General features: G+C 45.1%; 8 protein-coding genes. 5 read left to right on the forward strand and 3 right to left on the reverse strand.

Annotated elements, in window-relative coordinates:
* Window positions 1-119: 119 nt before the first annotated feature.
* On the reverse strand, window positions 120-1,415 hold the full coding sequence (gene hemL / locus AB4232_RS19680; RefSeq protein WP_012604713.1) for a glutamate-1-semialdehyde 2,1-aminomutase: 1,296 nt from the start codon (window positions 1,413-1,415) through the stop codon (window positions 120-122).
* A 296-nt stretch (window positions 1,416-1,711) separates the two neighbouring features.
* Between hemL and erpA the strand changes: the two genes are divergently transcribed.
* From erpA to AB4232_RS19695, 3 genes are all read left to right on the forward strand, one after another.
* Complete coding sequence (erpA, locus tag AB4232_RS19685) at window positions 1,712-2,053, forward strand: iron-sulfur cluster insertion protein ErpA (protein ID WP_004734539.1); 342 nt, start codon at window positions 1,712-1,714, stop codon at window positions 2,051-2,053.
* 338 nt (window positions 2,054-2,391) lie between these two features.
* Complete coding sequence (locus AB4232_RS19690) at window positions 2,392-3,516, forward strand: efflux RND transporter periplasmic adaptor subunit (protein ID WP_372087817.1); 1,125 nt, start codon at window positions 2,392-2,394, stop codon at window positions 3,514-3,516.
* 10 nt (window positions 3,517-3,526) lie between these two features.
* Window positions 3,527-6,616: an efflux RND transporter permease subunit gene (locus tag AB4232_RS19695; protein ID WP_372087818.1), complete on the forward strand. Its 3,090-nt coding sequence runs from the start codon at window positions 3,527-3,529 to the stop codon at window positions 6,614-6,616.
* Window positions 6,617-6,712: 96 nt separating this feature from the next.
* On the opposite strand, the gene AB4232_RS19700 is transcribed toward AB4232_RS19695, so the two are convergent.
* Complete coding sequence (locus tag AB4232_RS19700) at window positions 6,713-8,002, reverse strand: peptidoglycan DD-metalloendopeptidase family protein (RefSeq protein WP_009847553.1); 1,290 nt, start codon at window positions 8,000-8,002, stop codon at window positions 6,713-6,715.
* 129 nt (window positions 8,003-8,131) lie between these two features.
* On the opposite strand from AB4232_RS19700, the gene tyrS reads away from it, so the two are divergent.
* Window positions 8,132-9,319: a tyrosine--tRNA ligase gene (tyrS, locus tag AB4232_RS19705; protein WP_004734518.1), complete on the forward strand. Its 1,188-nt coding sequence runs from the start codon at window positions 8,132-8,134 to the stop codon at window positions 9,317-9,319.
* Between the two features lie 427 nt (window positions 9,320-9,746).
* Entirely contained in the window at window positions 9,747-10,592 is an 846-nt protein-coding gene (locus AB4232_RS19710; RefSeq protein WP_372087819.1) for a magnesium transporter, read from the forward strand.
* A gap of 109 nt (window positions 10,593-10,701) precedes the next feature.
* Here the strand turns inward: AB4232_RS19710 and dacB are convergent, their stop codons facing one another.
* A complete protein-coding gene (gene dacB / locus AB4232_RS19715; protein WP_372087820.1) occupies window positions 10,702-12,135 on the reverse strand; it encodes a serine-type D-Ala-D-Ala carboxypeptidase in 1,434 nt (477 codons plus the stop codon).
* Window positions 12,136-12,194: the final 59 nt, after the last annotated feature.

The following is a 12,194-nucleotide window of genomic DNA, read 5'->3' on the forward strand; positions in this document are numbered from 1 at the left end:
GTATAAATACCCAGCAACTCGCTGCAAAAATCAGCTCGAAAGATCAACACGCCCTAAAAAGGGCTGCATCTAATGCAGCCCTAAATTCAATCGGTTAGCGACTTATAAAGTGCTTTCGATTATTTGCTTTCAGCAGCAATGATTGCAAGAGAGCGGTCAGCAGCTTCTAGTGTTGCATCCAGTTCTTTTGAACCATGAGCAAGAGAAGTAAAGCTTGCTTCGAATGCTGAAGGTGCAAGGTAAACACCGTGATCTAACATTAGATGGAAGAAGCGCTTGAAGCGTTCTACATCACACTTAGTTACATCTTCGTAGCAGGTCACTGTTTCTTGGTCTGTGAAGAAGAAACCAAACATACCGCCAACTTGGTGAACTAGCATAGGGATGCCGTGCTTGTCAGCAAGTTGCTTGAAGCCATTTGCCAACTGCTTAGTTTTAGACGCTAGACGCTTTTCGTTGCCTTCTTCTCTTAGAAGATTCAAACATGCGTAGCCAGCAGCCATTGCAACAGGGTTACCTGAAAGCGTACCTGCTTGGTAAACAGGCCCCGTTGGTGCGATGTATTGCATCACGTCTTTACGACCACCAAAAGCACCCACTGGCATGCCGCCGCCAATCACTTTACCAAGACACGTTAAGTCTGGCTTGATGTTGTAGTAAGCCTGAGCACAACCTTCAGCAACGCGGAAACCTGTCATTACTTCATCAAAGATTAGCAATGCACCTTCTTGATCACAGATCTCACGTAGACCTTCGTGGAAGCCTTCTACTGGTGGGATACAGTTCATGTTGCCCGCGACAGGCTCAACGATGATACACGCGATCTCACCTTTGTTTGCTGCGAAGATTTCACGTACTGAATCTAGATTATTGAAAGTTGCAGTTAGCGTTAGTTTCGCAAAATCAGCCGGTACGCCTGGAGAGCTTGGTTGACCTAAAGTCAGTGCGCCAGAACCTGCTTTTACAAGTAGGCTGTCTGCGTGACCGTGGTAACAACCTTCAAACTTAAGGATTTTGTCACGACCAGTAAAGCCACGAGCGAGACGAATCGCACTCATTGTTGCTTCTGTACCTGAGCTCACCATACGCAGCTGTTCCATTGATGGAACCATCTCAGATACAAGTTCAGCCATCTTGATTTCAGTTTCGGTTGGAGCACCGAAGCTAAGGCCGCGTTGAGCTGCTGCAATAACAGCGTCACGAATAACAACGTGGTTGTGACCAAGGATCATTGGACCCCAAGAGCCAACGTAATCGATATATGCTTTACCATCAGCATCAAAAATAAGTGGGCCATCAGCGCGTTCAACGAAGATAGGAGAACCACCTACGCCATTGAATGCTCGAACTGGAGAGTTTACGCCACCAGGAATAGTTTGCTGTGCTTTTTCGTACAGCTCTGCTGATTTGGTCATTGATATATCCTCTTTTGACTGTCGGACCAATTGGCACGCATTGTACCTATCCGGAATCCAACTAGGAATGCCTTCGCTGATATAATCACCCGAATCTGGTTGTTTTGTGTGGTTACGCGTTTTAATTGTCAGATATTAGCGAGTTTACAGCAGTAAAAGGAACGATCCTGTGGTGAATACTTGAACGTTTCAGTCAGGTATTAGATAATCACCAGAATATAAGAAAATACTCAACAACTATGGTCTCGATTTAGATTTGTATCATGTTGTTTTTGACACAGGTAAGAGAGGTTGTCGTGAGCGAAGTAAATATCCCATTGTCCTTTTCTGATGCAGCAGCTACCCGCGTACAAACGCTAATTGCTGAAGAAGAAAACCCAGAGCTAAAACTGCGTGTATACATTACAGGCGGCGGTTGTAGTGGCTTCCAGTACGGCTTCACATTTGATGAAAAAGTAAATGATGGCGACACTACCATTGTAAATAGCGGTGTGACGCTGGTTGTTGACCCAATGAGCCTACAGTACTTAATGGGCGGCATGGTTGATTACACTGAAGGCCTAGAAGGCGCACGTTTCTTTGTGAACAACCCGAACGCGACAACAACATGTGGTTGTGGCGCATCATTTAGCGTTTAGCGTGCACTGAAAGGTAGCTTGAACGGAAAGCTACATTAGAAATATTTTAAACGCCGAGCCAATGCTCGGTGTTTTTGTTTGTAAAAAATACACCATACAAAACAGACAGTAAGTCGACTTATTCTAGGCATGTACGCCAAGGTTAATTTGGGTGGTTATATTTAAGCTCTACTTCATTCATTTGTTTTATAGTAAACGCCATATTTTTTAAACTGTCGATAGCGTCCAACTTCGTTGGCTGTGGGTCTGTTAAGGTTACCTCTGTGCATCAGGATGTTGCATATGACGGTGTTAAGCTAATTAGCGCGCCTTAATCACATCGGACAAAAGGATTTGCTATGCCCACTCTATTTTCTAACTCTCCATTTTTTCAGGAACTGAAGCAGCCGTGGTTGGTTTCTCTGGTTCTAGTTGTACTGTTGTCGATTTGGCTTGGTTTAGGAGTGGGGCAAGCGGAAGAGTCACCAGCAAAAAAAGCGACAGAAATTCCGCTGGCTAAGGTTTCCTTTCAAACATTCACTTCATCCCCCACCTTTAAAACCATAGATCTTTATGGTCGCACAGCACCCGATAGGCATGCTCGATTGGGAGCGGAAGTCGCGGGCAAGATTGTTAGGTTGAACGTTGTGAAAGGCGATACGGTTAAAGTAGGGCAAGCCATTGCTCAGATAGATAAAGGTGACTTAGAGATTCAGCTAGAGCGAGCTTCGGCTTTATATCGATTGAAGCAGAAAGAATTTAAGGCGGCGCAGTCGCTGAAAAAAAGAGGGCTGCAAGGCGAGATAGCCTACACCACAGCTGAGGCTTCGTTAACTGAAGCGAAGGCTATGAAGCGTAATGCTGAACTGGCTCTAAAAAATACAGTCATCACATCGCCTTTCTCCGGTGTGGTTCAAGATTTGATGGTGGAGCTCGGTGATTTCGTTGGTGTTGGCGATCCTGTTGCTGGCGTGATTGACCTCGATCCTTTGGTTATTGAGGCCGATGTCAGTGAGCGTCATATCCAGCATTTGCTAGTCAATCAATCAGCTTTGGTTCGTCTGTTAGGGAGAGAAGAAGCGGAAGGTCGGCTGCGTTACGTCTCTCGAATCTCTTCTGCCTCAACCAATACCTTCCCTATTGAGATTGAAATCGACAACTCAGATGGCCTGTTACCTGCGGGTGTTAGTGCTGAAGTCACCCTTAATCTAGAAACAAGAGACGCTATCAAAGTGACGCCTGCCATGTTGGCACTGGATGAGGCCGGTAATCTTGGGGTCAAAACTTTGGTTTCAATTGACGACTCACCAATCGTGAAATTTGTCGGCATTCAACTGGTGAAAGCTGAGCAAGATGGAGTGTGGCTGACGGGGTTAGGTCAGCGTGTCGATATCATCACTGTGGGGCAAGGTTTTGTTCGTGATGGTGACTCGGTGATTGCTGTTGAGCAAGGTGTTGAACTCTCTAACGTAACTGCAGAGTAGGAGATAACCGATGTATTCAATTATTGATGCAGCCTTGTCTCGCGCTCGAACAATGCTCTCTCTTTTGGCACTCATATTGGTCGCAGGTGTCGTTACCTATATCACGATCCCCAAAGAATCGAGCCCCGACATTACCATCCCGATTATCTACGTTTCTGTTGGGCACCAAGGTATTTCGCCAACCGATGCAGAACGCTTATTGGTTAGACCGATAGAACAAGAGCTGAGGTCGATTGAAGGCGTAAAAGAGATGACCGCAACCGCAGCAGAAGGCCACGCCTCAGTTGTGTTGGAGTTTAATGTTGGCGTTGATCTCACCAAAGCGATGGCTGATGTGCGTGATGCTGTCGATTTAGCCAAACCAAAATTACCAGAAGACAGTGATGAGCCGACCGTGAATGAGGTGACGCTCGCGTCTGAGCAGCCAGTGTTGTCAGTTGTTCTGTTTGGTACCGTTCCTGAGCGCACCATAGTGCAAATTGCTCGAGAGCTTGGGGATAAGCTCGAAAGCTATCGCCAAATTCTAGAGGTCGATATTGCAGGCGATCGCGATGACATTGTTGAGATCATTGTCGATCCGCTGTTGATGGAGAGCTACAGCTTAGATCAAGCGGATATCTATAACCTGATCGCTCTGAACAATCGAGTGGTCGCCGCTGGTTTTGTTGACACTGGCTACGGACGTTTCTCAGTCAAAGTTCCTTCGGTGTTTAACTCTTTAAAAGACGTACTTGAGTTGCCTATCAAAGTGGATGGTAAACAGGTTGTAACCTTTGGTGATGTGGCCACGGTTCGTCGAGCGTTTCGAGATCCTGAAAGCTTTGCCCGTTTAGATGGTAAATCTGCGGTGGTCTTGGATATCAAGAAGCGTGCGGGTGAAAATATCATCGAAACCGTAGAGTTAGTTAAAGCGGTTATGGCTGGTGCTCAACAACAAGCGGAATGGCCCAATAACTTATTGGTTAAATACACCTGGGATGAATCTAAAGATGTGAAGATCATGCTCAACGATCTTCAAAACAATATCTTGTCCGCCATCATTTTAGTGGTGATCGTTATCATCGCCATTCTTGGTGTTCGAACCGCGTTATTGGTTGGAATTTCAATACCTGGATCATTCCTCACGGGATTGTTGGTGTTGTCTGTGTTTGGTCTAACCGTCAACATTGTGGTTCTGTTCTCTTTGATCATGGCCGTTGGTATGTTGGTCGACGGCGCAATTGTTGTTACCGAGTTTGCCGATAGGCGAATGCAAGAAGGTGAAGATAGAAAAGAAGCTTACCGAGACGCAGCGAAACGGATGGCGTGGCCGATAACCGCATCGACAGCGACAACCTTAGCTGCATTTGCTCCGTTACTGTTTTGGCCTGATGTGACAGGCGAATTCATGAAGTTTCTGCCATTAACACTGATTGCAACGCTAACCGCTTCATTGATTATGGCGTTGTTGTTTGTACCGGTATTAGGTGGCTTGATTGGCAAACCTCAATACGTATCGCCCAAGAGCCAAGCTCGAATGGTGGCACTGCATAATGGTGATTTCTCACAAGCAACGGGCTTAACCAAGGCGTATTACCACACACTTTCGATTGCGATTAAGCACCCCTTTAAGATTCTGTTCAGTGCGATATTGCTCGCGGTTGCAGTTGGTTTTACTTACTCCAAAGCGGGCCTAGGTGCAGAGTTCTTCCCTGAGGTTGATCCACCATTCTTTAATGTCAAGGTTCGCTCACATGGTGATCTTTCTATTCAAGAAAAAGATGACATCATGCGCGATATTGAGCAAATGATGCTTAATCATGATGAGTTCGATACTGTTTACACACGCACGGGTGGGGACGACCAGATTGGCTTGATCTCGATTACTCCTGTTGATTGGCAATATCGTCGTAGTGTTAAAGCGATTATTGATGAATTAAAGGTGCAAACCGATCAATACGCTGGTGTTGAGATTGAATATAAGTTTCCAGATGCAGGGCCTCCGGTTGAAAATGATTTAGTGATTGAGCTGTCAGCAACAACACCAGAACAGCTGAATCAGGTTGCAAAAATTGTAAGAAACTGGGCGGATGGTAATCAAGCTCTGACTAACATCAGTGATACAGCAAGCAAAGATGGCATTGATTGGAAAGTGGATATTCGCCGAGACGATGCCGCACGCTTTTCCGCTGATGCGACCTTGGTGGGTAATACCGTTCAATTCGTTACCAATGGTCTCAAGATTGGTGATTACCTGCCTGATGACTCATCAGAAGAGGTCGATATCTTGGTGCGTTACCCTAATGATAAAAGAGATATCGGACGCTTTGACCAGTTGAGAGTCAAAACACCTGCTGGCTTGGTGCCGATCACCAACTTTGCTCAGATTGTTCCCGACCACAAGCAAGATACGATTAAACGCCTCGATGGTAAGCGCGTAGTGAACATCATGGCGGATATGGAAGAGGGCTATAACCTTGCCCTCGAACTGCCAAAGATTGAGCAAGCGTTAAGTGAATTGGGGCTACCGAGTAGCGTAGAATTTCGTATCCGTGGTCAAAATGAAGAGCAAGAAAACTCTTCTGCCTTCTTACAAAGTGCATTCATGGTTGCACTGGCGGTAATGGCGTTGATTTTGATTACTCAGTTTAATAGTTTCTATCAAGCATTCCTGATTCTGAGTGCGGTGCTGTTCTCAACGGTTGGTGTGTTCGTTGGTCTGCTTATCTTCCAACGTCCGTTTGGTATCGTGATGTCCGGTATTGGAGTGATTGCACTGGCAGGTATAGTCGTGAACAACAATATCGTGCTGATTGATACCTATAATCAGCTAATCAAAAGAGGCTTAGATAAGCGCGATGCAATTCTGAGAACCGGTGTTCAGCGTTTAAGGCCAGTAATGCTGACTACAGTGACTACGATCTTAGGCTTGATGCCGATGGTATTAGAGATGAACATTGATCTGATTAACCAAAAAATAGAGTTTGGCGCGCCGAGTACCCAATGGTGGTCGCAACTCGCTACGGCGATTGCTGGAGGGTTGGCATTTGCAACGGTACTAACCTTGGTGCTGACGCCTTGTCTATTAATGCTAGGGCGAGATAAGAAGCCTGAAAAATAGTAGATACAGTGGTTCGATGAACATAAAAAAGAGCGCCTTGGTGGGCGCTCTTTTCGTTGGTTTATAGGGCTCTTAACCTAATTGGTATCTAGTTGCCTAATTAGTCGCTAGTAACTGGCCGTATCGCTCAAGGTTATTCAGTCGAATCTCTGAGTTGGCAATAAAGGTTGCTTTTGCTTTACCGGTTAACGACTTAGATTGCGGTAATTTCACGGTTCGCGCATTTTTATGTACGCCATTGACCAAGAATTCATAGTGTAAGTGCGGGCCAGTCACACGGCCTGTACCGCCCAAAGTACCAATGGTTTGGCCTTGTTTTACGCGCTGACCTGTTTTCACCATACGTCGCTTCATATGCAAGTATTTAGTGATATAGGTGTTGCTGTGGCGAATGAACACGTAGTTACCATTGAATTGGTTGTAACCCGATTTCTGAACAATACCGTCACCGGCTGCCCAGATAGGTGTGCCAACAGGGGCTGCGTAGTCGGTGCCTCGGTGAGCTCGAACCTTACCGGTTACTGGGTGTTTTCTACGAGGGTTAAAGTTCGATGTTACACGGCGAAAATCAATCGGTGAGCGCAAGAAGGCTTTCTTCATGGCACGACCATTTTCATCGAAGTAGTTGCCGCTTCTATCATCTAATACCGCGGTAAATGAATCACCTTGGTTTTTGAATACTGCCGCCATGATCTTGCCGCGACCAATCACTTCGCCTTCAACGACTTTCTCTTGGTACAAAATCTTAAAGCTGTCGTTGTTGCGAATATCCAACGCAAAGTCGATATCCCAACCGAAGATGCCCGCCAGTTCCATAATTTGGTTTGCAGTTAGGCCTGCATTGACGCCGGCGTTCCAGAAGTTAGACGTGATGTTGGCTTCGGCATAGTTGTATTGGTAGGCCACTTCCTTTTTGTCGAAGCTAGAGGAGAATGAATCGCCAGACTTAGTGATCTTGAAGCTTTCAAACGCACTAAGTTGTCGCTTCAACTGAATAAGGTCGTTGTTTTCATCAAAGCCGAATTGTAATACGTCGCCAGGTCTTAGATTGGACAGCTGCTTCTTAATATCATTATTGGTATTGAGTAGAGTGATCAGTAAACGGTATGAAAGGCCAATACGTTCAAATAAAACAGAGGTGCTTTCGCCAGAGCGAACGGTGTATTTCTCCCATTTGAGTACTGCCGTCGGTGGTGCGTCACTTGAGCTAACAAGTGCTGATGCACTGATCGTCAGTGGGTAGTGTTTTCCAACGACTAAAGCTCCCGTATCGTCACGTAAGCTGTTGACGTCGGGGAGTAAGAAAATAGCGATAAAAATTACGGCACTAAAAAATGCGATAAATGCCCGGTGCAAAATGGGAAGGCGTGCAAAAATAGACAACATGTTCCGGTTCGTTCTGTAAATATTATGAAAATAGACGACGGAATAGTGTAACTGGTTTCAAAATACATCGCTATTCAAGTAAGATGTCTAATTATTATATTTTTGCCAAATCTGTGGGAGTGAACAAGAATGGCGAGTATTGAAGCTGCACTAGCCGAGATCAAACGTGGCGTAGAAGAACTGATTCCAGAAGACGAACTGATTGCGAAACTAAAAGAAGGTCGTCCTTTACGCATTAAACTGGGTGCCGATCCAACCGCTCCAGATATCCACCTAGGCCATACGGTTATCTTTAACAAGCTTCGTGCTTTCCAAGAGCTTGGTCATGAAGTGACGTTCCTTATCGGTGATTTCACAGCAATGGTTGGTGATCCATCAGGTAAGAACTCAACACGTCCACCGCTAAGCCGTGAAGACGTATTGAAGAATGCTGAAACTTACAAAGAGCAAGTATTCAAGATTCTAGATCCTGCGAAAACGCAAATTCGTTTCAACTCTGAGTGGTTATCTGAGCTTGGTGCAGAAGGCATGATTCGTCTTGCTTCTAACCAAACTGTTGCTCGTATGCTTGAGCGTGATGACTTTAAAAAGCGTTACGCTGGTGGTCAACCGATCGCAATCCACGAATTCATGTACCCACTTCTTCAAGGTCACGACTCTGTTGCACTAGAGAGCGATGTTGAGCTTGGCGGTACTGACCAGAAGTTTAACCTTCTTATGGGTCGTGAACTGCAAAAAGCAGCAGGTCAAAAACCACAAGCGGTACTGATGATGCCACTACTTGTTGGTCTAGACGGCGTTAAGAAGATGTCTAAGTCTGCGCACAACTACATCGGTATCAGCGAAGCACCAAGCGAGATGTTTGGTAAGATCATGTCTATCTCTGACGATCTAATGTGGAGCTACTACGAGCTACTGTCTTTCCGTCCTCTTGAAGAAGTTGCGGAACTGAAAGCTGGCGTTGAGGCGGGCAAAAACCCTCGTGACGTGAAAGTACTTCTTGCTAAAGAGATCATTGCTCGTTTCCACAGCGAAGCAGATGCTGAAGCGGCTGAGCAAGAGTTCGTTAACCGTTTTGCTAAGAACCAAGTTCCTGATGAAATGCCTGAATTTGAATTCGAAGCCGGCCTACCGATTGCGAACGTTCTAAAAGAAGCGGGTCTTGTAAACTCGACTTCTGATGCGATGCGTATGATCAAGCAAGGCGCTGCTAAGCTTGAAGGCGAGAAGATTGAAGACAGCAAGTTTGTACCTGAAGCAGGTACTGCAGTTTACCAAGTAGGTAAGCGTAAGTTTGCTCGTATTACTATTAAGTAATAATACACATCAATAATTGAACAAAAGGCATCCACGGATGCCTTTTTTATTGACACAAAGTTGACGAAGTTTTTGAACGTGCATTGCTACACTATGCGCGCTGTCATATTGACAGTAATTCTGGAGATTTTTATGAACAATACCGACCATCCTCCTAGTTTGAATGGAGAAGAATAACCCGTCTCGGTATTGATCTATTGTCCTGCCGTTCGGGTAGGGTATCTTTGTTTTTCCCCCTCATTCTTTTCCACACACTAGATTCTAACAAGTAGACACATCAGTGCTTTAAGCTCTTGGTGCGCTTAGTTGTATATTCTTGATGTATATAGCTATACGCTCCTGGTGTACACCGCTTTATACTCTCGCGGTACTCTCTATAGGCTACTTGTTTTGATGGTCGTTACCTTTGCCAATCGGGAGATTCGCCATGACGGTAATGAACAACACTTTTTTATCTATTGAAGCTCTGTACTCAGAGCAAGACATCCAAGCTTTATCGAATGCCTTTCAACAGTATGGGCGTGAGCAACAAATTAACCTTTTAAACCGAATGCCACTTGAAGATGCGGTGTTAGTGCTTGGGCAATGCTCTCTTAGTACGATTCAGACTTTACTTAGTGAGCTAGAAGAGCAGGGCTTTGAGAAGCGCTCTCGACATCTAGCTCACCAACTAGGGCTGATCTACTCAGAGGTTGAACCTCAACAAGGTTACCTTTCAACTGGAGTGCTTAGCCATGTTAGGCAGCGTATCGGTTGGATTATTGCCTTAGCACTGCTGGGCATTGTCTCTGGGCTTATCATTGCTCAGTATGAAGACATTCTTAGCCAGCTAGTACTTCTGGCGATCTATATGCCGGTAATCGCTGCCGCGGGTGGCAACACAGGAACACAAGCTGCGACTTTGGTCATTAGGGCCTTAGCCACAGGGGAATTGAAGAAACGCCAGTGGGCCAACGTTCTATGGAAAGAGCTTAGAGTTGCTATCTGTTTAGCTCTTGCGATCGCCTTAGTGATGATTGGCCGAATCTTATTATTCAGTGACAACCAGTCAACGGGTGGTTACGACATTAATATGATTGCTTACGCGATTGCTGTTGCTCTGTTTATTCAAGTGACCATATCAACTGTACTCGGCGGTGGGTTACCGATAGTCGCTCGATTCTTCAAACTTGATCCTGCTGTGTTAGTGAGCCCTGTACTGGCTTCGATAGTGGATATCTCTGGAATGTGGATCTACTTCACTGTGGTTAATTCATTCTTAGGGATCGCTTAGCATTTATAAAAATAGCTAAAAGCACCTTAGAGACAAAAATGGCGCTGAAGATTCAAGATCTTCAGCGCCATTTTTATTGCTTAAGTAGAAGCTTAAACAGAGTTGAACATTACTTAGGTTTGCTCTGTGTTTGACTGAATTCAACTACATTTGTGTAGAAAGCTCGTTCAAACTGGGTGATGGGTGCTTCTACTGGTTTTTCTGGATCTGGTGTGTCAGGAAAGTAATCACGGACAAACTGTACAAATAGAGAGTTTGGTTTTCCCGCTTTATCTAAACCAAAGCCTGCCATGTTGTAGCTCCCATACAAAGAACCACTTTTGGCAATAATGTTACCTTGGATTGGTGCTTTTCTCATGCTTTGACGGTATTTGAGTGTTCCATCAGTGCCAGATGTAGGCATAGCCTCAATCAGGTTGAGCTGTTTATCGTTCTCCCAGATATAACGAAGTACCTGAGCCATGGTTTGCGAGGTCATGCGGTTATTTCTGGATAGCCCTGAACCATCGACCAACTGTGCTTGGCTTAGGTCAATATTGGCTTTGGTCAGTAATATCTGCTTTATCGCTTCAGTGCCGTTATTAAAGCTGCCCTGTTGAACATAAAATGTCGCACCCAGTGTTTTGGTTAGGTTGTCTGCTATTAGATTGTCTGATTTCTTGAGCATGATATTAATCAGTTCGGGAAGTTTCTCTGAGCTGTGACTTGCGATTAACGTGCTTTTGCCTGCTTTAGCTTTTTTGCCAACGACCACATTGCCTTTTACTTCAATTCTCAGTTCTTTAAGAATCGATGTAACGACTTGATAGGTGTAAAGTTCTGGACTTTGAATCGCGAACTTGAGCGGCAGTGGTTTCTTACGTTCAACTAAGCAACCAGAGAGCTTGTAAGTGTTATCTGGGGTAGTAATAAGCTCAAGGTCGCATTGCGTTGCCTTTTGGCCAGAGCGAGTTACCGTGGCTGCTGAGGTTGTCACGTCTATCGGATAGTGAGCTGGGATATATACGCGTGTTGTACCGTTATCTTTTGTATAAATAGAGGCTTGTGCGCAGTTACTGTCTAAGGTCATTGCACTAGAGGGAGCGCTGTAACAAACGCCTAAAATGTCCCAAGGCCAACCAACCGCTCGTTGATAGCCAGTAAAAGCTGAGTTATCGAGGTATAAGTTGCCCTTGATTGTTTTAGATTGCGATTTAGCATATTGATCTAAAAGATTTTTTAGATGCTCTCTTTGTAGTGTAGGGTCACCACTGAATGCGATCACGACATCTTTATTAGAACGCGCAATGCTGGTCGTGTAGTTAAAATTATCTCCTAACTCCAATTTGGCTGCCAAAGCGGTGACTAGCTTTAACGTACTGGCGGGAGGGTAAAAGCCATCGCTATTGGTGTTCAACTCACTCGAATCATCACTCAATGACTTCAGTATCAAGCTTGTGCTACTGCCATCGGGCAGTTTATCTAGAGGGAGGTATTCGAAAGCACTAATTGAATAGCTACACAGTGACAAACCACATAGGAGTAAGCTGGATAGAAGGCGCATAGAAGGTTTTCTTGGATGACTGATGTTTTCAGTATACAGATATAAAAAACGCCCGCTAT

The organism is Vibrio sp. 10N.286.46.A8, assembly GCF_041470165.1.
GTDB lineage: Bacteria > Pseudomonadota > Gammaproteobacteria > Enterobacterales > Vibrionaceae > Vibrio > Vibrio tasmaniensis_A.

Excerpts from the sequence above, each read along its gene's own strand:
- AB4232_RS19700 (WP_009847553.1), bottom strand. The coding sequence starts at position 8,002 with ATGTTGTCTATTTTTGCACGCCTTCCCATTTTGCACCGGGCATTTATC.
- AB4232_RS19695 (WP_372087818.1), top strand. The coding sequence starts at position 3,527 with ATGTATTCAATTATTGATGCAGCCTTGTCTCGCGCTCGAACAATGCTC.
- tyrS (WP_004734518.1), top strand. The coding sequence starts at position 8,132 with ATGGCGAGTATTGAAGCTGCACTAGCCGAGATCAAACGTGGCGTAGAA.
- AB4232_RS19690 (WP_372087817.1), top strand. The coding sequence starts at position 2,392 with ATGCCCACTCTATTTTCTAACTCTCCATTTTTTCAGGAACTGAAGCAG.
- dacB (WP_372087820.1), bottom strand. The coding sequence starts at position 12,135 with ATGCGCCTTCTATCCAGCTTACTCCTATGTGGTTTGTCACTGTGTAGC.
- hemL (WP_012604713.1), bottom strand. The coding sequence starts at position 1,415 with ATGACCAAATCAGCAGAGCTGTACGAAAAAGCACAGCAAACTATTCCT.
- AB4232_RS19710 (WP_372087819.1), top strand. The coding sequence starts at position 9,747 with ATGACGGTAATGAACAACACTTTTTTATCTATTGAAGCTCTGTACTCA.